The sequence below is a fragment of the Thiobacillus thiophilus genome (genome assembly GCF_055378705.1).
The window spans coordinates 2051514-2074852 of sequence record NZ_AP042404.1; the positions used below are offsets into that span (position 1 = coordinate 2051514).

22 protein-coding genes and 1 other RNA gene are annotated in these 23339 nt (G+C 65.2%); 1 reads left to right on the forward strand and 22 read right to left on the reverse strand.

The genetic code is table 11. The features are described from left to right. Window positions 1–53: 53 nt before the first annotated feature. The 22 genes from ACZ41T_RS10025 to rsmI form a co-directional block, all read right to left on the reverse strand. Complete coding sequence (locus ACZ41T_RS10025) at window positions 54–236, reverse strand: hypothetical protein (protein ID WP_464921257.1); 183 nt, start codon at window positions 234–236, stop codon at window positions 54–56. After that, window positions 233–1147, reverse strand: coding sequence for a UDP-3-O-acyl-N-acetylglucosamine deacetylase (gene lpxC / locus ACZ41T_RS10030; RefSeq protein WP_464921258.1), 915 nt, complete (start codon window positions 1145–1147; stop codon window positions 233–235). The genes ACZ41T_RS10025 and lpxC overlap by 4 nt, the downstream gene beginning before the upstream one ends. Window positions 1148–1234: 87 nt before the next feature. Continuing rightward, a complete protein-coding gene (gene ftsZ / locus ACZ41T_RS10035) occupies window positions 1235–2380 on the reverse strand; it encodes a cell division protein FtsZ (RefSeq protein WP_464921259.1) in 1146 nt (381 codons plus the stop codon). A gap of 133 nt (window positions 2381–2513) precedes the next feature. Beyond that, window positions 2514–3749 carry a cell division protein FtsA gene (gene ftsA, locus ACZ41T_RS10040; RefSeq protein ID WP_464921260.1) on the reverse strand — a complete coding sequence of 412 codons (1236 nt, stop codon included), beginning with the start codon at window positions 3747–3749 and terminating at the stop codon, window positions 2514–2516. Then, the gene (locus tag ACZ41T_RS10045; RefSeq protein WP_464921261.1) at window positions 3746–4528 is read right to left on the reverse strand and encodes a cell division protein FtsQ/DivIB; all 783 of its coding nucleotides are present in this window, start codon (window positions 4526–4528) and stop codon (window positions 3746–3748) included. Before ACZ41T_RS10045 ends, ftsA begins: the two co-directional genes overlap by 4 nt. A gap of 87 nt (window positions 4529–4615) precedes the next feature. Further along, window positions 4616–5548 (reverse strand): D-alanine--D-alanine ligase, encoded by a 933-nt coding sequence (locus tag ACZ41T_RS10050; protein WP_464921262.1) that lies wholly within the window; start codon window positions 5546–5548, stop codon window positions 4616–4618. After that, a complete protein-coding gene (murB, locus tag ACZ41T_RS10055; protein WP_464921263.1) occupies window positions 5545–6519 on the reverse strand; it encodes a UDP-N-acetylmuramate dehydrogenase in 975 nt (324 codons plus the stop codon). Before murB ends, ACZ41T_RS10050 begins: the two co-directional genes overlap by 4 nt. After that, window positions 6509–7900 (reverse strand): UDP-N-acetylmuramate--L-alanine ligase, encoded by a 1392-nt coding sequence (gene murC, locus ACZ41T_RS10060; protein ID WP_464921264.1) that lies wholly within the window; start codon window positions 7898–7900, stop codon window positions 6509–6511. The genes murB and murC overlap by 11 nt, the downstream gene beginning before the upstream one ends. Window positions 7901–7958: 58 nt before the next feature. Beyond that, window positions 7959–9080 (reverse strand): undecaprenyldiphospho-muramoylpentapeptide beta-N-acetylglucosaminyltransferase, encoded by a 1122-nt coding sequence (gene murG, locus ACZ41T_RS10065; protein ID WP_464921265.1) that lies wholly within the window; start codon window positions 9078–9080, stop codon window positions 7959–7961. Further along, window positions 9080–10237: a putative lipid II flippase FtsW gene (gene ftsW / locus ACZ41T_RS10070; RefSeq protein WP_464923957.1), complete on the reverse strand. Its 1158-nt coding sequence runs from the start codon at window positions 10235–10237 to the stop codon at window positions 9080–9082. The genes murG and ftsW overlap by 1 nt, the downstream gene beginning before the upstream one ends. A 2-nt stretch (window positions 10238–10239) precedes the next feature. Beyond that, window positions 10240–11643 (reverse strand): UDP-N-acetylmuramoyl-L-alanine--D-glutamate ligase, encoded by a 1404-nt coding sequence (gene murD, locus ACZ41T_RS10075; RefSeq protein ID WP_464921266.1) that lies wholly within the window; start codon window positions 11641–11643, stop codon window positions 10240–10242. Continuing rightward, on the reverse strand, window positions 11640–12725 hold the full coding sequence (gene mraY / locus ACZ41T_RS10080) for a phospho-N-acetylmuramoyl-pentapeptide-transferase (protein WP_464921267.1): 1086 nt from the start codon (window positions 12723–12725) through the stop codon (window positions 11640–11642). The genes murD and mraY overlap by 4 nt, the downstream gene beginning before the upstream one ends. A 1-nt stretch (window position 12726) precedes the next feature. Next, complete coding sequence (locus tag ACZ41T_RS10085) at window positions 12727–14106, reverse strand: UDP-N-acetylmuramoyl-tripeptide--D-alanyl-D-alanine ligase (protein ID WP_464921268.1); 1380 nt, start codon at window positions 14104–14106, stop codon at window positions 12727–12729. Between the two features lie 7 nt (window positions 14107–14113). Further along, entirely contained in the window at window positions 14114–15601 is a 1488-nt protein-coding gene (locus ACZ41T_RS10090) for a UDP-N-acetylmuramoyl-L-alanyl-D-glutamate--2,6-diaminopimelate ligase (RefSeq protein ID WP_464921269.1), read from the reverse strand. Further along, window positions 15601–17343: a peptidoglycan D,D-transpeptidase FtsI family protein gene (locus ACZ41T_RS10095; RefSeq protein ID WP_464921270.1), complete on the reverse strand. Its 1743-nt coding sequence runs from the start codon at window positions 17341–17343 to the stop codon at window positions 15601–15603. Before ACZ41T_RS10095 ends, ACZ41T_RS10090 begins: the two co-directional genes overlap by 1 nt. Then, window positions 17340–17612, reverse strand: a complete 273-nt coding sequence (gene ftsL / locus ACZ41T_RS10100) for a cell division protein FtsL (protein WP_464921271.1) — start codon at window positions 17610–17612, stop codon at window positions 17340–17342. Before ftsL ends, ACZ41T_RS10095 begins: the two co-directional genes overlap by 4 nt. Next, window positions 17609–18538, reverse strand: coding sequence for a 16S rRNA (cytosine(1402)-N(4))-methyltransferase RsmH (gene rsmH / locus ACZ41T_RS10105; protein WP_464923958.1), 930 nt, complete (start codon window positions 18536–18538; stop codon window positions 17609–17611). Before rsmH ends, ftsL begins: the two co-directional genes overlap by 4 nt. Further along, window positions 18538–18984: a division/cell wall cluster transcriptional repressor MraZ gene (mraZ, locus tag ACZ41T_RS10110; protein WP_464921272.1), complete on the reverse strand. Its 447-nt coding sequence runs from the start codon at window positions 18982–18984 to the stop codon at window positions 18538–18540. Before mraZ ends, rsmH begins: the two co-directional genes overlap by 1 nt. A 262-nt stretch (window positions 18985–19246) precedes the next feature. Next, window positions 19247–19535, reverse strand: an RNA gene (gene rnpB, locus ACZ41T_RS10115) — RNase P RNA component class A. 290 nt (window positions 19536–19825) lie between these two features. Continuing rightward, window positions 19826–20491, reverse strand: a complete 666-nt coding sequence (locus ACZ41T_RS10120) for a YiaD family glycine zipper/OmpA-like lipoprotein (protein ID WP_464921273.1) — start codon at window positions 20489–20491, stop codon at window positions 19826–19828. A 410-nt stretch (window positions 20492–20901) separates the two neighbouring features. Continuing rightward, window positions 20902–21936, reverse strand: coding sequence for a dihydroorotase (pyrC, locus tag ACZ41T_RS10125; RefSeq protein WP_464921274.1), 1035 nt, complete (start codon window positions 21934–21936; stop codon window positions 20902–20904). Further along, entirely contained in the window at window positions 21933–22811 is an 879-nt protein-coding gene (gene rsmI / locus ACZ41T_RS10130) for a 16S rRNA (cytidine(1402)-2'-O)-methyltransferase (RefSeq protein ID WP_464921275.1), read from the reverse strand. Before rsmI ends, pyrC begins: the two co-directional genes overlap by 4 nt. A gap of 157 nt (window positions 22812–22968) precedes the next feature. Here rsmI and ACZ41T_RS10135 point away from each other — a divergent pair, with 157 nt between their 5' ends. Continuing rightward, the gene (locus ACZ41T_RS10135) at window positions 22969–23307 is read left to right on the forward strand and encodes a YraN family protein (protein WP_464923959.1); all 339 of its coding nucleotides are present in this window, start codon (window positions 22969–22971) and stop codon (window positions 23305–23307) included. Window positions 23308–23339: the final 32 nt, after the last annotated feature.

Below are 23339 nucleotides of genomic sequence, written 5' to 3' on the forward strand. Positions count from 1 at the left end.
AATTTAGGCCCGGCGAACGTGTTCCGAACCCTGGCAACGGGTATCTGCCATGCTCACCGCAGCACCAGCCGCTCCACCACATAAATCAGCGCCACGACCAGGCCGACGACCAGCGCGAAGCGCAGCACGCGGCCGAGGGCGCGCAGGTATTTGCGGTTGCCGCTGAACAGCCACGCCAGCCCCAGCGCCACCACGGCGATGAGCAGGGCGACGATCAGCAGGCGAACGGCGATCATGCGGTGAGGGGGTGCAGATGCAGGAAGGCGAGGGGAACGTCCTCGTTGTGCTCGAAGCTGACGAATTCCCAGGATTCCCGGTGTTGCAGCAGTTCACGCAGCAGCGCGTTGTTCAGCGCGTGGCCCGACTTGTAGGCCTCGAAGGCGCCGATGATGGGGTGGCCCAGCAGATACAGGTCGCCGATGGCGTCGAGCACCTTGTGTTTGACGAACTCGTCGTCGTAGCGAAGGCCATCCTGGTTCAGTACGCGGAATTCGTCCATGACGATGGCGTTGCCGAGCGAGCCGCCCAGCGCAAGGCCCTGGTTGCGCAGGGCTTCGACCTCGTGCATGAAGCCGAAGGTGCGCGCGCGCGCGACTTCCTTGGTATAGGCCGTGTCGGCGAAGTCGATGCTGACGGTCTTGCCGCTCTTGTCGAACACGGGATGCTTGAAATCGATGGTGAACTCGACTTTGAAGCCGTTGTGCGGGACGAAGCGCGCCCACTTGTCGCCGTCGCGCACTTCGATCGGCTGCTTGATGCGCACGTAGCGCTTCGCCGCACCCTGCTCGACGATGCCGGCTGACTGCAGCAGGAACACGAATGGCGCCGAGGAGCCGTCCATGATGGGAATTTCCGGACCGGTGAGGTCGACCAGCAGGTTGTCGATGCCCAGCCCGGCAAGTGCGGACATCAGGTGTTCAACGGTGGACACCTTGGCGGCACCCGATTCGAGCATCGAGCACAGCCGGGTGTCGGTCACCAGATAGGGATCGGCCTTGAGTTCGGCGGGCGGGTCGAGGTCCATCCGCCGGAACACGATGCCGGTATCGGGGCCGGCCGGGCGCAGGGTCATTTCGACCTTGACGCCGGAATGCAGGCCGACGCCGGTCGTCTTGACCGGCATTTTCAGGGTGCGTTGCTTGATCATCCGCGCATTTTACCGGTCACGGGGACAGGTCGCCATTCACACGGGGACCGAAATTGACCGGTTCCCGGACGAACGCTTCATCCAGCCTCAATCCGCCTGGCGGCGCAGGAAGGCCGGGATGTCCAGGGTATCGATACCGGAATCGGTCATCGCCTGGATGGTCCGCGAGCGGCGGCTGGTCATCACGTTGGGCACTTCCTCGCTGCCGCCCGTCATCATCGGTGCATCGTCGGTGCCGGTGCGGATGATCTGCGTCAGCTTGGGCTGCTGGCGGGCAACCGGGCTGCCCAGGCCGGTGGCAACCATGGTGACGCGCAGGGCTTCTTCCATGCTGTCGTCGAGTACCTGACCGACGATAACGGTGGCTTCCTCGGCGGTGAAGGCCTTGATGGTATTCATCACCTCGTGGATTTCACGCATCTTGACGGTGCTTGATGCGGTGATGTTGACCAGCACACCGCGCGCGCCGGCCAGATTGACGTCTTCCAGCAGCGGGCTGGCGACGGCCTGCTCGGCGGCGATGCGCGCGCGGTTTTCACCGCTGGCCTGCGCCGAGCCCATCATCGCCATACCCATCTCGGACATTACGGTGCGCACGTCGGCAAAGTCGACGTTGACCAGCCCCGGGCTGTTGATGACTTCGGCAATGCCGCCGACCGCGCCGTGCAGCACCTCGTTGGCGGCCTTGAAGGCGTCGAGCATCGAGACGTCTTCGCCGAGCACCTGCATCAGCTTTTCGTTGGGGATGATGATGAGCGAATCGACGTGACGTGCCAGCGCTTCGATGCCGGTATTGGCCGCGCGCACGCGCTTGCCTTCGAACATGAAGGGCTTGGTGACCACCGCAACCGTCAGGATGCCGAGTTCCTTGGCGACTTCGGCCACCACCGGCGCGGCGCCGGTACCGGTACCGCCGCCCATGCCGGCGGTGATGAACAGCATGTCGGCGCCGTCGATCAGTTCGGCGATGCGCTCGCGGTCTTCCAGCGCGGCTTCGCGGCCGATGTCGGGGTTGGCGCCGGCGCCGAGTCCCTTGGTCACGCCATTGCCAAGCTGCAGCTGCAGCTTGGCCTGGTTGCGCTTGAGCGCCTGCGCATCGGTGTTGATGGCGATGAATTCCACGCCGGTCAAGCCCGAGGAAATCATGTGGTCGATGGCGTTGCCGCCGCAGCCGCCTACGCCAATCACCTTGATTATTGCATCCTGGGTGTCTACATCCATCAGTTCAAACATGTTGCTCTCCTCTTTCTGCCCAAACAAAACCCACATTCACAAATCCTTTGGCGTGTTTACCGCGATGTTCATGTATCCGGTACAGCCGCCAAATCCCGTTTCGACGTCGCGCGCTCAAATCAGCGGGGCGGCGTCAGAAATTTCCCTTGAACCAGCTTTTCATGCGTTCCAGCACCTCCTTGAAGCTGCTGCCGGACAGCTTCGGCGCATCGCGTCCGCGTGCTTCCAGCCCGGCCATCAGCAAGCCCATGCAGGTGGCGTAGCGCGGGTTGCGCATCACGTCCGCCAGTCCGCCCTCGTAGCGCGGCCAGCCCATGCGCACCGGCATGTGGAAGATCTCTTCGCCGAGTTCGACCATGCCCTGCATGCCCGCCGAGCCGCCGGTGATGACGATGCCCGACGACAGTAGTTCCTCGAAGCCGCTGCGGCGCAATTCGGCCTGCACCAGCGAATACAGTTCTTCCATGCGCGGCTCGATGAATTCGGCCAGCGTCTGCCTCGACAGCGTGCGCGACGGGCGGTCGCCGATGCCGGGCACTTCGATCATGTCGCGCGCGTCGGCCAGCTGGCGCAACGCGCAGCCGAAACGGATCTTGATGTCTTCGGCTTCCTTCGGCGGGGTGCGTAGCGCCACTGCGATATCGTTGTTGACCTGGTCGCCCGCCACCGGAATTACCGCGGTATGGCGGATGGCGCCATTGGTGAACACGGCGATGTCGGTGGTGCCGCCGCCGATGTCGACCAGGCAGACGCCGAGCTCCTGCTCGTCCTCGGTCAGCACCGCCATCGCCGAGGCGAGCGGCTGCAGCACCAGATCGGACACTTCCAGCCCGCAGCGGCGCACGCACTTGATGATGTTCTGTGCCGCCGACACTGCGCCGGTGACAATGTGCACCTTTACTTCGAGGCGCATTGCGCTCATGCCGAGCGGATCGCGCACGTCTTCCTGGCCGTCGACGATGAATTCCTGCGGAATGGTGTGGAGGATCTGCTGGTCGGTCGGGATGTTGACCGCGCGCGCGGTTTCCACCACGTGGTCGACGTCCATCTGGCTGATTTCCTTGTCCTTGATGGCGAACATGCCGTGCGAGTTGAAGCTCTTGATGTGGCTGCCGGCGATACCGGTATAGACCTCGCGGATCTTGCAGTCGGCCATCAGTTCGGCCTCTTCCAGCGCGCGCTGGATGGCATTGACGGTGGCCTCGATGTTGACCACCACGCCGCGCCGCAGGCCGCGTGACGGGCTCGTTCCCATACCGATGATCTCAAGCTCGCCCTCGTCGTTGATTTCCGCAACGATGCAGACGATCTTGGAGGTGCCGATGTCGAGGCCGACAACCAGGTTTTTGGAGTCTCTTGGCTTACTCATGTTTCACTCGGTTTGAAAGGGGATGCGCCGTCCGGCATCCGCACGGCGAAGCCGTCCGGGTAGCGCAGATCGACCGTGGTGGGTGTAATCGGGGCGCTTGGTGCGGCCCCAGACGCCGCCGCAGCCAGGCCTTGCGTTGCCGGCTGCGCGCCGAGCAGGCGTGGATACACAGCGATGAAACGCGCCAGCCGCGCGTCGTCCTGCTCGCGGCCAAGTACCAACTGCATGCCGTTGGCGAGCCGCAGCCGCCAGGCCCGGCGCGGCGACAGGCGCAATTCGTCGATTGTCATGCCGAGCGGGGCGAGCGCGGCCTGATGGCGGCGATAGGCCGCCACCACCTCGGCGCTGCTGTCCTCGGGGCCTGACAGTCGCGGCAGCTGGATCGATACTGCGGCGACAAACACCTCGCCCGCCTGGTTGATGAGCGCATTGTCGTTCCAGCGCGCCAGCGGAACATGCTCGGTCAGCGACACCACCAGGGTATCGGGCCAGCGGCGCTCCACCCGTGCTTCGCGCACCCAGGGCAGTTTTTCCAGGCTGTTGCGCACGCCTTCCAGGTCGACGGTGAAGAAGGTGCCGCGCGCCTGGCGCTCGGCCACCAGCCGGATCTGCGCTTCGGTGACATGCGCCACCGGGGTTTTCACCTCGATGCTGCGCAATGCAAACCACGGCTGCGCCACCACCCAGCTGACGGCGCCATAGCCCAGCAGGCCGAGCGCGCCCCAGGTCAGCACGCGGGCGACCTGGGTCAGCGGATGGGCAGCGAGTTCATTGGTCATTTTGAAGACCTCTCACCACAGAGACACAGAGAACAACAAGAAGCCCCCCCGGGTTTCTCTGTGCCGCTGTGGTTAATGGTTTACGTTTCATACCAGCGTCTGCTCCAGAATCTTCAGGCACAGCGCGTCGAAATCCATCCCGGCCACCCGTGCGGCCATCGGCACCAGGCTGTGGTCGGTCATGCCGGGCGAGGTGTTCACCTCCAGCAGGTAGGGATTGCCGAGGCTGTCGAGCATCAGGTCGACGCGGCCCCAGCCGCGTCCGTCCACCAGGCGGAAGGCATCCAGCGCCAGTTGCCGCAGCGTCATTTCCTGCGTCTCGGGCAGGTCCGCCGGGCAGTGATACTGGGTGTCGTTGCGGATATATTTGGCGTCGAAGTCGTAGAAGGCCTTGTCCCTGGCCGGTTCCAGCCGAATCAGCGGCAGCGCGCTGTCGCCGAGGATGCCGACGGTGAATTCGGCGCCGTCGACGAACTTTTCCGCCAGCACCAGCGCATCGTGTTCGGCGGCGGTTTCATACGCGGTCACGAGTGTGCCGGCCTCGGTCACCTTGCTCATGCCGATGCTGGAGCCTTCGCGCGCGGGCTTGACGAAAATCGGCAGGCCGAGCTTCTTTTCCACCGCGGCGAAATCGCTGGCGGCGTCGAGGATCGCCCAGTCGGCGGTGGGCAGGCCGGCGGCGCGCCACAGCAGCTTGGTACGCCATTTGTCCATGCCGATGGCCGACGCCATCACGCCGCTGCCGGTGTAGGGGAGATCGAGCAGTTCGAGCGCGCCCTGCATGCAGCCGTCTTCGCCGAAGCGCCCGTGCAGTGCGATGAATACGCGGTCGAATTCCCCGCCGATCAAATCGCCGAGATTGCGGTTGGCCGGATCGAAGGCGTGCGCATCGACGCCCTGCCGGGTCAGCGCCGCCAGCACCGCCGCGCCGCTATTGAGCGACACCGGCCGCTCGGCCGAGGTGCCGCCCAGCATCACCGCAACTTTTCCGAACCGTTTCGCGGAACCCAATTCACTCACTGCCGCTCTCCAATAATTCGCACTTCGCGGATCAGCTGCACGTTGGTGCGTGCTTCCACGGTGTCTTCAATGTGTTCGATCAGGCGCTCGATGTCGGTCGCCGTGGCGTTTCCCAGGTTGACGATGAAGTTGGCATGCTTCTCCGACACCTGCGCGTCGCCGATGCGATAGCCCTTGAGCCCGCAGGATTCGATCAGCCGTGCGGCAAAATTGCCGGGTGGATTGCGGAAAACCGATCCGGCGTTGGGCAGGTTCAGGGGCTGTGAAGCAATACGTTTTTTCAGCAATTCCCGGATCGTCGCGCACGCGGCCGCACCATCGCCGCGGGCCAGACGGAACCAGCCGCCGATGAACCATTCCTGCTGCGGGTGCTTCAGCGCCACATGCCGGTAGCCCGTCACGTATTCGCCCGGCCGCCGCTCGTTCAACCGCCCCTGGCGGTCGAGCGTGTGTACCTGCACCAGCTTGTCCCAGGTTTCGCTGCCGTCGCAGCCGGCGTTCATCGCGATCGCGCCGCCGACGGTGCCGGGAATGCCGGCCCAGAACTCGCCGCCGACCAGATCGTGATTGGCGGCAAAGCGCGCCAGCCTGGGCGCGGCGACTCCTGCCTGGGCATACACCAGGGCGGTTTCGATATCCTCCGGAGCGGGCGGCAGTCCGTGCGTGCGGCTTTCGATCGCCAGCTTTTTAAACACGCCATGCAGCAGAATCACCACCCCCTTCACGCCGCCGTCGCGCACCAGCAGATTGCTGCCCAGCCCCATCATGTGGATGTCTTCGTGCGCGGGCACCGAACGCACCAGCCAGCCCAGGTCTTCCAGATCGGCCGGGATGTAGACGCGCTGCGCCGCGCCGCCGGCGCGCCACGACACATATCTTTTCATCGGCTCGTTGTAGAGGAAGCGCCCGCGCAGCACCGGGGCGGTGCCATCCGCCACGTCCATCTCGCTCATGCGGCCGTCATGCTGCATGGGGCGCTCCCAGGTCCGGTGCCACTTGACCGATGCTGCCGGCGCCCATCACCAGCACGACGTCGCCCGCCTGGGCCAGATCGTGCACCGTGGCGGGTACCTCGGCGACGTTTTCCACGAACACCGGCTCGACCTTGCCCGCCACCCGCACCGCACGGGCGAGCGCGCGGCCATCCGCCGCCACGATGGGTGCTTCGCCGGCGGGATAGACCTCGGTCAGCACCAGCATGTCGGTTTCCGACAGCACCTTCACGAAGTCCTCGAAGCAGTCGCGGGTGCGGGTGTAGCGGTGCGGCTGGAACACCAGCACCAGCCGGCGCCCGGGGAAGGCGCCGCGCACGGCGGCCAGGGTGGCCGCCATTTCCGCCGGGTGGTGACCGTAGTCGTCGACCAAGGTGTAATGCCCGCCATCCTTCGCCGCGATCTCCCCATAGCGCTGGAAACGGCGGCCGACGCCATGAAATTCGGCCAGCGCCTTGACGATGGCGGCGTCGCTGGCGTCAACCTCGGTCGCCACCGCGATGGCGGCAAGCGCGTTCAGCACGTTGTGCATGCCGGGGTGGTTCAGCACCACGTCGAGGTCGGGCATGCCTTCGCGCCTGACGCCGAAATGCATCCGTCCGTACTCGAAGCGCGCATCGACGGCGCGTACCTGGGCCGCTTCGTCGAAGCCGTAGGTGGTGATCGGCTTGGTGATGTGCGGCAGGATTTCGCGCACGTTCGGGTCGTCGAGGCACAACACCGCCATCCCGTAAAAAGGCAGTCGCTGGCAGAAATCGACGAAGGCCAATTTCAGTCGCTCGAAATCGTGGCCGTAGGTTTCCATGTGATCGGCGTCGATGTTGGTGACGATCGCGATCACCGGCGTCAGATAGAGGAACGAGGCGTCGGATTCGTCGGCCTCGGCCACCAGGAAATCGCCCTGCCCCAGCCGTGCGTTGGTGCCGGCGGCGGTCAGCCGGCCGCCAATCACATAGGTCGGGTCCATCCCCGCCTCGCCGAGAATACTGGCGACCAGACTGGTGGTGGTGGTCTTGCCGTGGGTGCCGGCAACCGCGATGCCCTGCTTGAGCCGCATCAACTCGGCGAGCATCAGCGCACGCGGCACGATGGGAATCTTGTTTTCGCGCGCGCAGACGACTTCCGGGTTGTCGTCGGCCACGGCGGTCGAAACGACAACGACGTCGGCACCGGCGATATGGTCGGCGGCGTGGCCACGATGAATACGCGCGCCGAGCGCGGCCAGCCGCTGCGTCACTGCGCTGTCGGCCAGGTCCGACCCCGACACCGCGTAGCCCAGGTTCAGCAGCACCTCGGCGATACCGCTCATGCCGACGCCGCCGACGCCCACGAAGTGGATGTGTTTGACGGCGTGCTTCATGGTGCCCTCCGGGCAAGCAGTGAGGGGTAAGAGGCAAGGGCTGAGGGGCGCAAGAGGCTCATGATTTCTTCCCTGATCCCTGATTGGCCAGGGCCTCGCAAATATCGGCTACCTGCCGGGTCGCATCGGGTTTCGCCAGTGCGCGTGCCTTGTCCGACATGGCGGCGAGCGTGGCACGGTCGAGCCCGCCGATCAGCGCCGCCAGCTTTTCCGCGCTCAGGTCTTTCTGCTGAACCAGCCAGGCCGCGCCGGCCGTGCTGAGAAATTCGGCATTGCCGGTCTGGTGATCGTCGACCGCGTGAGGAAAGGGCACCAGCAGCGCCGGCACGCCGGCGCAGGCCAGCTCGGCCACCGTCATCGCGCCGGCACGGCAGATGGCGAAGTCGCAGTCGCGCCAGGCGGCGGCCATGTCCTCGATGTAGTCACGTACCTCGGCCGCCACCCCGGCGGCGGCATAATTTGCACGCAGGGTGTCGAGGTGCTGGCGGCCGGACTGATGCACCACCTGCGGGCGCTGTCCGACCGGCAGCAACGCCAGTGCTTGCGGCACCCGTTCGTTCAACGCCTGCGCGCCGAGGCTGCCGCCGACCACCAGCAGCCGCAGCGGGCCGCTGCGGCCGGCGCGATGCGCCAGCGGCGTCGCTGCAATGTCTGCGCGTACCGGATTGCCCACCCATTCGGTCGCCACGCGGCGGCACGGTATGGGCTTGTCCCTGACGCCGCTGAACGCCTGCGGGAATGCGACCAGCACGCGGTCGGCCAGGCACGCCAGCACGCGGTTGGTGAGGCCGCCGACCGAATTCTGTTCGTGAATGACCAGCGGCCGGTTGAGCAGACTCGCCATCATGCCGCCGGGGAAGGCGGTATAGCCGCCCATGCCCAGCACCACGTCGGGCCTGCGCTGCAGGAAGGCGCGCAGACTTTGCCAGAAGGCGATCAGCAGCGTCAGCGGCAGCAGCAGTTTCTTCAGTAGCCCCTTGCCGCGCACGCCGCCCATCGACACCCGCACCATGTCGATTCCGGCTGCCGGCACCACGCGCGCTTCGAGACCGCTTCGCGTGCCGAGCCAGAATACGTCCCAGCCGCGCGCGCGCATCTCGTCCGCTACTGCCAGCGCCGGGTAGACGTGGCCGCCGGTGCCGCCGGCCATGACCATGAGGGTGCGATTGGCAGTGCTCATCAAAACGTCTTCCCCCGCATCATCTGCCGGTGTTCCCAGTCGATGCGCAGCAGCACGGCAATCGCCAGGCAGTTGGCGACGATGCCGCTGCCGCCAAACGACAGGAAGGGCAGGGTCAGGCCCTTGGTCGGCAGCAGGCCGACGTTCACCCCCATATTGATGAGCGCCTGCACGCCGAGCCAGATGCCGATGCCCTGCGCCACCAGTGCGCAGAAGTTGCGCTCGAGCTGGGCGGCGCGATGGCCGATCAGAAAGGCCTTGACGATGAGCCAGGCGAACAGCCCGATCACCACTGCCACGCCGATGAAGCCGAATTCCTCGGCGATGACGGCGAGCAGGAAGTCGGTGTGCGCCTCGGGCAGGTAGAACAGCTTTTCGACGCTGCCGCCCAGCCCCAGCCCCAGCCATTCGCCGCGCCCGAAGGCGATCAGCGCGTGCGACAGCTGATAGCCCTTGCCGTAGGGGTCGGCGAACGGATCCAGGAAGCCGAGGATGCGCTGCATCCGGTATTCCGAGGTGAAGATGAGTAGCGCAAACCCGATCATCAGCACCACCACCAGGCCGGCAAACACCTTCCAGTTGAGTCCGCCCAGAAACAGGATGCCCATGGCGATCGCAACGATTACCACGAAGGCGCCGAAGTCCGGCTCGCTCAGCAACAGGGTGCCCGCCAGCATCATCACCGCGGCCATCGGCAAAAAGCTCTTCTTGAAGTCGTGCATGAAGGCGGCCTTGCGCGTGGTGTAGTCGGCGGCGTAGAGGACGGCGAGAAACTTCATCAGTTCGGACGGCTGCAGGTTGGCGAAGCCGAGCGGAATCCAGCGGCGGCTGCCGTTGACCTCGCGTCCGATGCCGGGGATCAGCACCACCACCAGCAGCAGCAGGCCGGTGAGAAACAGATAGGGCGCGGCCTGCTGCCACGCCCGCATCGGTACCCGGAAGGCGGCAATGCCGGCGCCGACGCCAAGGGCGATGAACAGGCCCTGCCGCAGCAGATAGAATTCGCCGTTATGGCCGGTGTAGCGGGACGCTTCGGCAATCGCGAGCGAGGCGGAATAGACCATTACCAGGCCGAGCGCCAGCAGGCCGAGTGCCAGCCACAGCAGGCTGAAATCGAACTCGGCACGGGGTTGCGGGGTGCGCGCGGCGTAAAGCATCGTCAATCTGCCTTTTCCGCTGCCAGTTTGTTCACTGCGTCGACAAATACTTCGGCGCGGTGGGTGTAGTTGCGGAACATGTCGAAGCTGGCGCATGCGGGCGATAGCATCACCGCATCGCCGGGTTGCGCCAGGCGATGCGCCTGCTCGACGGCGTCCTGCAGACTGGCTGCACGATGGCTGTCCACCCCGCTTCCCGCAATGGCGACAGCGATCAAGGGCGCATCGCGCCCGATCAGCACCACCGCGCGGGCGTTGGCTTCGACCGCGGCCTTGAGCGGACTGAAGTCCTGCCCCTTGCCGTCGCCGCCCAGAATCACCACCGCCTTTCGGTTGCCCATGCCGTAGAGGGCGGCCTCGGTGGCGCCGACGTTGGTGCCCTTGGAATCGTCGTACCAGGTCACGCCCTCGATCTCGGCGACCTTCTCCACCCGGTGCGGCAGGCCCTTGAAATGCAGCAGCCCGCGCAACAGCGCTTCCATCGGCAAATCCAGCGCACGGGTCAGCGCCAGCGCCGCCAGGGCGTTGGCGGCGTTATGCAGCCCGGCCACCGGCAGGGCGGACAGCGGCATCAGCATGTCGCCGCCGAGGCAGAGCTCATCCTCGCACAGGCCGAAGTTCTCATCTTTCGGATCGCGGTCGAGGCCGAAGCTCACCCCCGGCCGGCCCGGCAGCGCCATCGCCAGGGTGCGCACATCGTCGCGGTTCAGCACCTGCACGCCGTCACCGCTGAAAATTCGCGCCTTGGCCGCAGCGTAGGCATCCATGTCGGGATAGCGATCCATGTGGTCTTCCGACAGGTTGAGCACGGTGGCGGCATCGGCGTTGAGGCTGGAGGTCGTTTCGAGCTGGAACGATGACAGTTCCAGCGCCCATACCCGCGGCGCCGGCGCGATGCCCTGCTCGATCTCGGCCAGCGCATCCAGCACCGGCAGGCCGATATTGCCTGCCACGCAGGTGACGAGCCCCGCCATCCGGCACATGTCGCCGCACATCGCGGTGACGGTGCTCTTGCCGTTGCTGCCGGTGATGGCGATCACCCGCATCGGGTGCGCCCGCTGTGCGTTGAGTGCCTGGATGGCGCGGGCGAACAGCTCGATGTCGCCCACCGCCTCGATGCCTGCCGTAATCGCGCGGGCCACCGCAGGGTTGGCCCGCGGCACGCCGGGGCTGATCACCAGCATTTCGGTCGATTGCAGCAGCGCATCGTCGAAGGGCCCGGTGTGAAGCGGCACCTGCGGCAGCAGCTCGGCCAGGCGCCCGGCATGCGGCGGTGCTGTGCGGCTGTCGGCCACGCTCACCTGCGCGCCGCGCGTCGCCAGCCAGCGCGCGCACGACAAGCCGGTGTCGCCCAGACCGAGCACCAGGACCTTTTTGCCGGAGAGTTGCAGGCTGTCGTAGTTCATCTCAGTTTCAAGCTCGACAGGCCAATCAGCACCAGCATCATGGAAATAATCCAGAATCGCACCACGACCTGGTTCTCCTTCCAGCCCTTGAGTTCGTAATGGTGATGGATCGGCGCCATGCGGAACATGCGCTTGCCGGTGAGCTTGAACGAGGCGACCTGCACGATTACCGACAGGGTTTCCACCACGAACACGCCGCACATGATGAAGAGGATGATTTCCTGGCGCACGATGACGGCGACTACGCCCAGCGCCGCGCCCAGCGCCAGCGCGCCGACGTCGCCCATGAAGACTTCCGCCGGATAGGCGTTGAACCACAGGAAGGCGAGCCCGGCGCCCGCCATCGCGGCACAGAAGATCGCCAGTTCGCCGGCGCCCGGGACGAACGGCACGCCAAGGTATTTGGAGAACACCGCGTTGCCGGCGACGTAGGCGAAGATCGCCAGGGCGCCGGCCACCATCACGGTCGGCATGATCGCCAGGCCGTCGAGGCCGTCGGTGAGATTGACCGCGTTGCTGGAACCGACGATGACGAAGTAGGCGAGCGCGATGAAAGCTGCCGCCGGCAGACTCAGCGTGGCGTACTTGAGGAAGGGAATGATGAGCTCGGTGTGCGCCGGCAAGGTGGCGGTGTTCCACAGATAGGCCGCGACCGCAAGACCGATCGCCGACTGCCAGAAATACTTCCAGCGCGAGGGCAGGCCGCGCGAGTTTTTTTCCACCACCTTGCGCCAGTCGTCGACCCAGCCGATGACACCGAAGCCGACCAGGGTCAGCAGCGCGACCCAGACATAGTCGTTGGACAGGTCCGCCCACAGCAGCGTGGTGATCGCGACCGACATCAGGATCAGCGCGCCGCCCATGGTCGGCGTGCCGGCCTTGACCAGGTGGGTCTGCGGGCCGTCGCTGCGTACCGACTGGCCAATTTTCAGCGCGGTGAGCTTGCGGATGACGGCGGGGCCGACGACGAAGGAAATCGTCAGCGCAGTAAGTGTCGCCATCACCGTGCGCAGCGTCAGGTAGTTGAAGACATTGAATGCGCGGATGTCCTGACCCATATATTGAAACAGCCACAGGAGCATGTCAGTGTCCTTCTTGCCCGGGTGCCGAGGCCACCGGGTCTTCCATGAAGCTCTGCACCACGCGCTCCATCTGCATGAAGCGCGAACCTTTCACCAGCACGGTGGTGCCGGGCGCGAGTTCGTTTTCGAGTTCGGCGAGAAGTTCCTGGATGCGCTCGAAGTACATCGCGCCGGCGCCGAACGCGGCAACGGTCTCCTTCGACAAATCGCCCAGCGCAAGCAGGCGGTCGACGCCCGCCGCGCGCGCGGCCTGTCCGATCTGGGCGTGCATGGTGACCGCATCCGCGCCCAGTTCGCCCATGTCGCCCAGCACCAGCACCTTCCTGCCGGGTTGCTGCGCCAGCACCGCCAGCGCCGCTTTCGCCGAATCGGGATTGGCGTTGTAGGTGTCGTCGATGAAGGTGCTGCCGTGCAGCGCGGGCTTCCTTTGCAGGCGCCCCTTGACGCCGGTGAAGCCGGACAGCCCGGCGTCGATGCTGCGGAGGCTGACGTCGAGCGCGAAGGCGGCGGCGGCGGCGGCGAGCGCGTTCATCGCGTTGTGCTCGCCCGGCACCTGCAGGGCGATCTCGAGGCAGGCGTGGGGCAGGGTGACGGCAAGCGCCGAACCGAAATCGCGGGGCTGGTATTGCCCGCGCACCGAGGCCGGCTGCCTGATGCCGAAATCGACGATGCAGCGCCGCGCGTTGGATTCGCGCCACAACCCGGCATGCGGGTCGTCGGCGTTGAACACCGCAATGCCGGCATCCGTCAGGCCGTTGAAGATTTCGCCCTTGGCGCGGGCGATATTTTCGATCGAGCCGAGAAAGCCGACGTGCGCGGTCATTGCGTTGTTGACCAGCGCCACGTCCGGCCGCGCCAGCCGCGTCAGGTAGTCGATTTCGCCCGCGTGGTTCATGCCCATTTCCAGCACCGCAAACTGATGCGTCCCGCGCAGGCGCAGCAGCATAAGCGGCAGCCCGATGTCGTTGTTGAGGTTGCCTTCGGTCTTCAGCACGGCCGCGTCGGAGCCGGTTTCCACCTGCAGGATGGCCGCCAGCATTTCCTTCACCGTGGTCTTGCCGTTGCTGCCGGTGATGGCGATGACCGGAATCGCAAAGCGCCGGCGCCAGGCGGCGGCCAGCCTGCCGAGTGCGAGGCGGGTGTCGTCGACGCGGATGGCGGCAAGTTCGGGTGCCTGCACGGCGTCCAGCACCACGCCGGCCGCGCCCTGCTGCAAGGCCTGGGCGGCGAAAGTGCCGCCGTTAAACTTTTCGCCGCGCAGCGCGAAGAAGAGATCGCCCGGCTGGATGCGGCGGCTGTCGGTGCAAACGCGCAGCACCTCGGCGTCCGCACCGTCAAACGGCACGCCGAGCATGGCGGCGGCTTCGGAGAGTTGCATCATGACCATCTTAAGTCCACGCCTCCAGGGCTTTTCTGGCAACCGCCACGTCGGAGAACGGCAATCGCGCGCCGGCGACTTCCTGGTAATCCTCATGGCCCTTGCCGGCGATCACCACCACGTCGCCGTGATGCGCGCCGCCGATGGCCTCGAAAATTGCGCGCGCGCGATCCGGTTCGACGTGCGGCTTGCTGCCGGCTCCCGCCAGGATGTCGTCGATGATGTGGCGCGGGTCTTCGTTGCGCGGGTTGTCGCTGGTGATCCAGACTTCGTCGGCGCCCGCGGCGGCGGCCTGCCCCATCAGCGGGCGTTTGCCCTTGTCGCGGTTGCCGCCGCAGCCGAAGACGCAGATCAGCCGCCCGCCGCTGACGATTTCACGCAGGGTGGCAAGTGCTTTCTCCAGCGCGTCGGGAGTGTGGGCGTAGTCCACCACCACCAGCGGATGTGCATTGCCGCCAAGGGTTTGCATCCGCCCCGGCGGCGGCGTGATGTGCGCCAGCGCCTGGCAGGCATCGTCCAGCTTCACGTCGGAGACCAGCAGGGTAGTGAGCACGGCGAGCAGGTTGGTGGCGTTGAAACGGCCCAACAGTGGCGCGTCGATCTCGGCATTGCCCCAGTCGGTGCGCACCGCGAGGTGCAGGCCCGCCTGCGACAAGCGCAGCTTTTCGCCCACCACGGCGCCGCGCTGGAAGCCATAGCCGGCGACGCGCGCCGGCCGTGTCTCCGCCTCCAGCCGCTGGCCGAAGGCATCGTCGACGTTGACCACCACCCACTCCAGCCCCGGCCAGCTGAACAGCCGCGCCTTGGCATCGGCATAGTTGTCCATGTCGCCGTGGTAGTCGAGATGGTCGCGCGACAGGTTGGTCAGTACCGCAACGTTGAAAGACATGCCGTTGAGCCGTCCCTGTACCAGGCCGTGCGATGACACCTCCATCGCGCACGCTGCCGCGCCCTGCTGCCGATAGTGTGCGAGGCGCTGCTGCAGGTCGATGGCGTCGGGCGTGGTGTTGAGCGCGGGGGTGAGCGCGGCGGGGAAGCCGTTGCCGACGGTGCCGATGACGGCGGTTTTGCGCCCCAGCTGCGTGAACGCCTGCGCCACCCAGTGCGCCACCGAGGTTTTGCCGTTGGTGCCGGTAACGCCGACCATGTGCAGCGCGCGCGAAGGCTCGCCGTAGACGTGGGCGGCGATTTCGCCGATGCGGGTTTTCAGGTCGAGTACGCCGGCGTTGGGCACATCAAGGGCGGGATCCCACTGGTAGTGGTCGGCTTCCCACAACACGCCGTCGATGCGCTGCGCCACCGCCGGCGCGATGAAGTCGCGGCCGTCACGCGTCTCCCCGGGATAGGCGGCGAACACCGTGCCCGGCATGGCCTTGCGGCTGTTGTTGACGAGTTCGGTAACGTCGATGCCGAGCCGTTCCAGAATGTGCGGCACGGATTCCCGGATCGCCTGCGATGCGGCCAGGCCGGAGCTTGTGCTCTTTTGGGTGCTCGCCATCACGCGCCCCCTCCCGCGCGCGCCACCACGGCTGGCGTGTTCTGCGTCATCCGCGTCGCGGTTTCCGGCGCATCCGGCGGCACCGCGAGCTGGCGCAGGCTGGCGGCCATCACCTGCGCAAACACCGGGCCGGCCGTGCTGCCGCCGTAATACACCCCGCCGGACGGCTCGTCGATCACCACGCCGATGATGAGGCGCGGGTTGGATGCCGGCGCCATGCCAACGAAGGAAGACAGAAAGATATCGGGTGCGTAGCGGCCGTCGACCACCTTGTGCGCGGTGCCGGTCTTGCCGGCTACGCGATAGCCCGGCACCTGGGTGAGCATGCCGGTGCCGCCTTCCTGCGTCACCGTTTCCAGCATGGCGCGCACTTTGCGCGCCACCCCTGGAGAGAACACCCGCTCACCGGCAATTTCCTGCGGTTCGCGCTTGAGGAACGACAGCGGCATCACTTCGCCGTCGTTGGCAAAGGCCATATAGGCGCGGGTCAGCTGCAACAGGCTGACCGACAGGCCGTAGCCATACGCCATGGTGGCGTGCTCGATCGGCTTCCAGGTGGCGGCATCGCGCAAGCGCCCGGCGGTCTCGCCGGGGAAGCCCGAGCCCGGCAGCTGGCCAAAGCCGGAACGGTGCAGCACCTCCCAGTATTGCTGCGGAGTCAGCGACATGGCCAGCTTCACCGCGCCGACATTGCTCGATTTCTGGATGATTTCGCTCACCGTCAACTGGGGATGCGGGTGGCTGTCGCGTACCAGCTTGGCGCCGACGCGCCAGGTTTCCGGCGTGTCGATGACGCTGTCTGGGCGATACAGGCCGCGCTCCAGCACCGCCGCCGCGACGAAGGGCTTGATGGTGGAGCCCGGCTCGAAGGTGTCGATCACCGCGCGGTTGCGCATCGGCCCCGGCTTGTAGTTGCGACGGTTGTTGGGATTGAAGATCGGCTGGTTGGCCAGCGCGAGAATCTCGCCGGTTTTGGCGTCGAGCACCACCACGCTGCCGCCTTTGGCCTTGAGCGCAACGATCGCCGCCGCCAGTTCCCGGTGCGCCAGATACTGGATGTTCAGATCGAGCGACAGCGCCAGGTTGCCGCCCATCTGCGCAGTCTGGATCGGCGCCAGGTCACGGATGGTGTTGCCGCGGCGATCGCGCTGAATGTGGCGCTGGCCCTCGCGGCCGGCCAGCCAGTCCTGATAGGCGCGCTCGACACCCTCCTGGCCGAGATCGTCCACGTTGGTGAAGCCGACCACGTGCGCCGCCACTTCGCCTGCCGGGTAATAGCGGCGGAATTCGCGCCGCAGATACAGGCCCGGCACCCCCATTGTGGCGATTTTAACCGCCTGCTCCGGCGTCACCGGGCGTCGTACGCTGAATTCGCCGTGTGTCTTGCGCGCCAGCGTTTTTGTGAGTTCCTGGGTCGACATGCCGAGCACCCTGGCCAGCTGCGCGCGCTCGCCGTCGGACAGCTTGAGTTCGTCCGGGCGCGCCCACAGGGATTCGACCGGCGTGCTGATCGCCAGCAACTGGCCGTTGCGGTCCGACACCTGACCGCGATGTGCGGGCAGCGTGAGGTTGCGGTTGGCCACCGCATCGCCTTTGCCCTGCAGATAGTCGGTATTGATGCCCTGCAGATAAAACGCCCGCCCCGCCACCACCGCCAGCCCGGCAAGCAGCAGGCTGCCCACTGTCGCCATGCGCCAGGGCGCAAGATTGAGCTTGAGCAATTTCTTTGAGTGGTAATTCATGGAGCACTCACCAGCGTTTCGACGCGCACACGATCATGCGGTGGCGCAATCAGGCCGAGCCGGGTACGTGCGAGCGTATCGACCCGCGCCGGGTTGGCCCAGGTGCCCTGCTCCAGCTGCAGTTTTCCCCATTGCTCGTCCAGCCCGTGCGCCTGCTTCTTCAGGCGTTCCAGTTCCACAAAATACGTGCGCGAGCGGTGCTGCGACTGGATCACCGCCAGCGCGCAGGCCACCAGCGCCAGCACCAGAATGGCATTGAGCCGGCTCATGCCTCAGCCACCCGTTCCGCCACCCGCAATACGGCACTGCGCGCACGCGGGTTGGCCGCCACTTCGGCGCCTGTCGCACGCTGGGCGCGGCCCGCCAGCCTCAAGCGTCCCGGTTTCAGCATGGCGGCCTGAATCGGCAGGCGGCGCGGCGCCTGCTCGCCCATCGCCTCGTCGCGCATGAAGCGTTTGACAATGCGGTCTTCCAGCGAATGAAAGCTGATGACCGCGAGCCGGCCGCCGGGCTTCAGTTTGTCCACACATTGCGGTAGTACGGCACTCAGTTCTTCCAGTTCGCGGTTGATGTAAATCCGTATAGCCTGGAAGCTGCGGGTCGCCGGGTGTTGCCCCGGCTCGCGCTTTTTGATCGTCGCGGCGATGAGGTTCGCCAGCTGCCCGGTGCTGCGGATGGCTGCTTCCTGGCGTGCCGCAACAATCGCGCGCGCAATCGATTTAGCAAACCGCTCTTCCCCATAGGTGCGGATGACTTCACTGATTTCCCCCTCTTCCGCCGTCGCCAGCCAGTCCGCCGCCGACAGTCCGCTTCCTGGATCCATGCGCATGTCGAGCGGCGCATCGAAGCGGAAGCTGAATCCGCGCGTCGCATCATCGAGCTGCGGCGACGACACCCCGATGTCCAGCAAAATTCCGTCCACCTGCGTCAAACCCATTTCATCGAGCACCGCGCCCAGCCGCGAAAACGCGCTTCGCACCAGCGTCAGCCGCGCATCCTGCAGCGCCGCACCCGCGCGGATGGCGTCCGGATCGCGATCCAGGGCGATCAGGCGTCCGTCCGGCCCCAGTTGCGCCAGGATCAACCGGCTATGGCCGCCGCGTCCGAAGGTGGCGTCGACATAAATGCCATCAGGCCTGATCGTCAGCGCTGCCACCGCCTCCTGTGCCAGCACCGGCACATGGGCGGTCTCCATCACAACGTAAAGCCTTCCAGTTCGGGCGGCAGGGCGTCGTCGCTGAAGGTCAGCGCCTGCGCCACCTGCGCCTCCCAGCGCGCCTCGTTCCACAACTCCACCTTGCTGCCCTGGCCCACCATCACCACGCTTTTATCCAGATCGGCGAACTTGCGCAGCATCGGCGGCAGCAGCACGCGACCGGCGCTGTCCATGTCCATGTCGTGCGCATAGCCGACGAGCAATTGTTTGAGACTGCGGGTGCGGGGATTGAAGTCGGACAGGCCGTTGAGCTTTTTCTCGATCGGCTCCCACTCGGGCAGGGGGTAGAGCAGCAGGCACTGGCTGGGGTCGGCGGTGATCACCACGCGCCCGCCGCCATTCACCAGGAGGGCGTCACGGTAGCGCGCCGGCACCACGAGCCGGTTCTTGCTGTCCAGACTGACCGTTGCGACCCCCCGAAACATGCGCTCCCCCATTATTGAAATTAGATTTGGCCGTGTTTGGCTGGGCGCATTCTCCCACAGCCTCCCACTAATCACCACTTACACCCACTATAGGGGATAGTTTTGTGAGGGTCAAGCCGACAGACACAAAAAAACCCCTATGCCTCAAGGACTTAGGGGTGGTTTTTGGTTGTGGATAAGTTTCTGGAAAAACCGTGACTTAGCGATGAACCCTATCTATTTTTTTAGATAAAAACGCTAAGTATTTGAATTGCATGAAAAGTGGGAAAGTCAATCGATAAGCCGGGTTCTGTCGTGGACAACCATTCCTCTAGGCCGGTCATTGCTGACCGGCTCCAGCCACCTACCCGCAGACTCGGCGAGCCGCGTCATCGTCTGCCTATTTGGTGTTGCTCCGGATGGAGGTTACCGCGTTTCACCGTAACTTAATACGCTCGTCTCTGTGGCCCTATTCCTCGCCTCGCGGCGTCCGGCCGTTAGCCGGCATCCTGCTCTGTGGAGCCCGGACTTTCCTCTCCCACTTGCGTGGCAGCGATTGTCTGATCGGCTTCCCCACCGGGATTATAAGGCCTTTACCCGGTCAGCGCGGGAACCGCCCCTGGCGCACATCCTGGCGATCCCGGACCGGCACCTGATTTTGTACAACCCAAACCGGCCTGCCTTGGCTGTCGCAATGGCTCTCCGACCCGAAACCGTCAGTCGATGAACTCGTCACTCACCTGCTCATCGGCCAAAGGCGATGAAGGGTTCTGGTCAACTTGGTCCGCTATGCACCGCACACCGGCCATTGGCTAGAAATGCCCCGGCGTGAATAAAGCCAGATTGCCCGAATAAGCTGTCGTCAGCGTACGGGTTCTGCCACGAAAATCTCGACGCGGCGGTTCTTCGCACGGCCTTCCACCGTGTTATTGTCAGCGATCGGTTCGCGCGAACCGCGACCATCGATTGCGATACGGTTTGTCGCCACCCCGCGAGCAACGAGGTAATCGCGCGTCGAGGCGGCGCGATTGACCGCAAGCGGATTATTGATCGCATCCGTGCCAGTGCTGTCCGTGTGGCCGATGATGGTCACCATTGTTACCGGGTTTTGATTCAGGGTGGTGGCGAAGCGATCAAGGATCGGACGCAGGTTCGATTTGATCTCATAGCGGTTCGTGTCAAACGAAACATCGCTCGGGATGTCCAGCTTGAGCTGGTTGTCGGCGGTCTGGCTCACGCTTATGCCGGTTCCCTGGGTCGCCTGCTCCATCTCGACCTTTTGTTTTTCCATGTGCTTCGACCACAGATAACCGCCACCCGCACCCACTGCCGCGCCGATAGCCGCGCCGGTCGCGGCGCTTTTGCCCGTGTGTCCGCCGGCTGTCGCGGCGCCAATTACCGCTCCGGCAACTGCGCCAATCCCCGCACCTGTGCCGGAGGTTTTTTGAGTTTCGGTCATATTGGCACAGCCTGAAAGACCGCTGAGGCCAAATACAAGGGCGCTAAAAGAAGCAATGATTTTTTTCATGAGATGCGCCCAATTCCTTTAAAAACAACTTCATTGTAGGCAAGTGTGCAAGGCTTGTGTGCCAGCCTGGCCGATCAACAGAAGTACGCGTCAATTTCACGACCGACCACTGATGGATCCACACCGGCCACCTAAGTATCGCATTTTACTGCTCCGCCAGTAACGGCTATTGGCCGATTGTGTGAATTCGACGTGATGCCCGTAAGCCGGCGGTAGCAAATTTTGCTGGATGCTCAACAGCCGCTTTCAGGCGCCTACTCCCAAAGGCAACCGCCGGCCACAAGCGGGTCCAAGGGATGGCTAACTCAGATATCTGGTCTTGGCCAACTGCGGGCATTGCCCCTACGATGACCAACGCCTACTCGCTGAGCAACGGGCGGCCTTCAAAAATTAGCCCATCGAATACCAATTTATGCGACGACGCGCCAGTAGATGGCTTCGCCCGCGCGCAGCGGCACCAGGCTTTCCTCGCCCATTTTGAGGCGGGCCGGCGCGTCCCAGCTTTCGCGTTTGAGGGTGATGGTATCGGTGTTGCGCGGCAGGCCGTAGAAGTCGGCGCCGTGGAAGCTGGCGAAGGCTTCGAGTTTGTCGAGCGCGCCGGCGTCCTCGAACGCTTCGGCATAGAGTTCGATCGCGGCATGCGCGGTATAGATGCCGGCGCAGCCGCAGGCGGTTTCCTTGGCGCTCACGGCATGCGGGGCGGAATCGGTGCCGAGAAAGAACTTGGGATTGCCGGAGATGGCTGCGGCGACCAGCGCCTGGCGATGCTGTTCGCGTTTCAGCACCGGCAGGCAATACATGTGCGGACGGATGCCGCCCTTGAACATGGCGTTGCGGTTGTACAGCAGGTGATGCACGGTGACGGTGGCGGCGACGTTGGCCGGCGCGCTAGCAACGAACTCGGCGGCCTGGCGCGTGGTGATGTGTTCGAGCACGATTTTGAGCTGGGGAAAATCGCGCAGCAGCGGGATCAGGTGGCGCTCGATGAATACCGCTTCGCGGTCGAATACGTCGACCTCGGGATCGACCACTTCGCCGTGCAGCAAGAGCGGCATGCCGGTTTCTTCCATCGCCGCGATGGCCTGGTACGCCTTGGCGAGTTCGGTGACGCCGGAATCCGAATTGGTGGTCGCCCCGGCCGGGTAATACTTCACCGCATGGACGAAGCCGCTTGCCCGCGCGCGGCGGATTTCCGCAGGCGTCGTGTTGTCGGTGAGGTAGAGCGTCATCAGCGGCTCGAACGCGGTGCCGCGCGCGGCTGCCAGCAAGCGCTCGCGGTACGCCGCCGCATCGGCCACGTTGACCAGCGGCGGCCGCAGGTTGGGCATGGCGATGGCGCGGCCGAACACGCGCGCAGTGTCGGGCAGCACGCTCCGCATCGCGGCGCCGTCGCGGAAATGAATGTGCCAGTCGTCGGGGCGGATGAGAGTGAGGGTGTCGGTCATGCGTCGTCTTGAGCCTGCGGCTTGAGTGCCAAAGTCATTTTATAGAGTTCGGCCTTGCTGCGGCCGGTGATTTTTGCCGCCAGCCTGGCCGCCAGCGTCGGCGGTAGCTCGCCCAGCAGCACGTCGAGCACGCGCATCGCTTCGGTATCGACCATCGCGGCGGCGGCGGCCGGCGGATGCACGACGACGACGAATTCGCCGCGTACGTGGTTGGGGTCGGCGGCGAGCCAGGCGGGCGCCTCGGCGAGCGGCAGGGTAACGATGCTCTCGAAGCGCTTGGTGAGCTCGCGTGCCAGTGTCACCGGTCGGGCGCCGTCCAGCACCGTCGCCATGTCGGCCAGCGTCTCCTCGATGCGGTGCGGCGCCTCGTAAAAAACCAGTGCCGCCGGCAGCGCCGCCAGGGTTTGCAGTTGCGCACGGCGCGCGCCGGATTTGGGCGGCAGGAAACCGTGGAACAGCCACTGCCCGGATTCGATGCCGGCAACCGACAGCGCCGTGGTCACCGCCGCGGCGCCGGGGATCGGCACTACCGTCAGCCCCGCCGCACGCACCGCCGCCACCAGCCGCGCGCCGGGGTCGGACACCGCGGGTGTGCCGGCGTCCGACACGTAGGCTACTGCCTCGCCGGCGGCGATCCACGCGATCACCTTGTCGGCGGCGGCGCGCTCGTTGTGCTCGCGGATCGACACCAGCGGTTTTCTGATGTCGAAATGCGCCAGCAGCTGCCCCGACACGCGGGTGTCTTCCGCCGCCACGCGGTCGACGCATTTCAGCGTGTCGAGCGCACGCAGCGTGATGTCGCCGAGGTTGCCGATCGGCGTGGCGACGACATAGAGCGCGGGCGGCAGGCGGGTATGATGGGTCGCTTCGTTCATGGGCCGTCATTGTCGCAGATGTTCAACCTTGGCTCCCCAGTTCAGGTGTGTAGCGGTCCCACCCGAATGTTGCGCGTACCAAAGTCGATAAAGCTGAAATTTATAAGGTGATCCAAAGGATGATGAGCGATCAACTGGGGCGCCAAGCTTGAGATCCCTGCTCGGGCAATCCGCCGAATCGCGCGCCGAGGCCTTCCTGCAAACGCACGGCCTGAAGCTCGTCACGCGCAACTGGCGCTGCCGCTTCGGCGAGATCGACCTCATCATGCAGGACGGCCCCACCCGTGTGTTCGTCGAGGTGCGGCTGCGCAGCCGCAGCGATTTCGGCGGTGCCGCCGCCAGCGTGACGCCGGCCAAGCAGAGAAAGCTGCTGGCCGCCGCGCGCCAGTACCTGACCACGCTGAAAACGCTGCCGCCGTGCCGCTTCGACGTGGTGGCGTTGTCCGGCGATAGCGTCTCGGACTGGATCAAAAACGCTTTCGACGATGTGGGATAATCCGGGCTCGAATGTTTCATAATCGTGCGCCC

Bases quoted from the DNA above. Each gene is read 5' to 3' on its own strand.
- ACZ41T_RS10025 (WP_464921257.1), bottom strand. From the start codon at position 236: ATGATCGCCGTTCGCCTGCTGATCGTCGCCCTGCTCATCGCCGTGGTG.
- lpxC (WP_464921258.1), bottom strand. From the start codon at position 1,147: ATGATCAAGCAACGCACCCTGAAAATGCCGGTCAAGACGACCGGCGTC.
- ftsZ (WP_464921259.1), bottom strand. From the start codon at position 2,380: ATGTTTGAACTGATGGATGTAGACACCCAGGATGCAATAATCAAGGTG.
- ftsA (WP_464921260.1), bottom strand. From the start codon at position 3,749: ATGAGTAAGCCAAGAGACTCCAAAAACCTGGTTGTCGGCCTCGACATC.
- ACZ41T_RS10045 (WP_464921261.1), bottom strand. From the start codon at position 4,528: ATGACCAATGAACTCGCTGCCCATCCGCTGACCCAGGTCGCCCGCGTG.
- murB (WP_464921263.1), bottom strand. From the start codon at position 6,519: ATGCAGCATGACGGCCGCATGAGCGAGATGGACGTGGCGGATGGCACC.
- murC (WP_464921264.1), bottom strand. From the start codon at position 7,900: ATGAAGCACGCCGTCAAACACATCCACTTCGTGGGCGTCGGCGGCGTC.
- murG (WP_464921265.1), bottom strand. From the start codon at position 9,080: ATGAGCACTGCCAATCGCACCCTCATGGTCATGGCCGGCGGCACCGGC.
- ftsW (WP_464923957.1), bottom strand. From the start codon at position 10,237: ATGCTTTACGCCGCGCGCACCCCGCAACCCCGTGCCGAGTTCGATTTC.
- murD (WP_464921266.1), bottom strand. From the start codon at position 11,643: ATGAACTACGACAGCCTGCAACTCTCCGGCAAAAAGGTCCTGGTGCTC.
- mraY (WP_464921267.1), bottom strand. From the start codon at position 12,725: ATGCTCCTGTGGCTGTTTCAATATATGGGTCAGGACATCCGCGCATTC.
- ACZ41T_RS10085 (WP_464921268.1), bottom strand. From the start codon at position 14,106: ATGATGCAACTCTCCGAAGCCGCCGCCATGCTCGGCGTGCCGTTTGAC.
- ACZ41T_RS10090 (WP_464921269.1), bottom strand. From the start codon at position 15,601: ATGGCGAGCACCCAAAAGAGCACAAGCTCCGGCCTGGCCGCATCGCAG.
- ACZ41T_RS10095 (WP_464921270.1), bottom strand. From the start codon at position 17,343: ATGAATTACCACTCAAAGAAATTGCTCAAGCTCAATCTTGCGCCCTGG.
- ftsL (WP_464921271.1), bottom strand. From the start codon at position 17,612: ATGAGCCGGCTCAATGCCATTCTGGTGCTGGCGCTGGTGGCCTGCGCG.
- rsmH (WP_464923958.1), bottom strand. From the start codon at position 18,538: ATGGAGACCGCCCATGTGCCGGTGCTGGCACAGGAGGCGGTGGCAGCG.
- mraZ (WP_464921272.1), bottom strand. From the start codon at position 18,984: ATGTTTCGGGGGGTCGCAACGGTCAGTCTGGACAGCAAGAACCGGCTC.
- ACZ41T_RS10120 (WP_464921273.1), bottom strand. From the start codon at position 20,491: ATGAAAAAAATCATTGCTTCTTTTAGCGCCCTTGTATTTGGCCTCAGC.
- pyrC (WP_464921274.1), bottom strand. From the start codon at position 21,936: ATGACCGACACCCTCACTCTCATCCGCCCCGACGACTGGCACATTCAT.
- rsmI (WP_464921275.1), bottom strand. From the start codon at position 22,811: ATGAACGAAGCGACCCATCATACCCGCCTGCCGCCCGCGCTCTATGTC.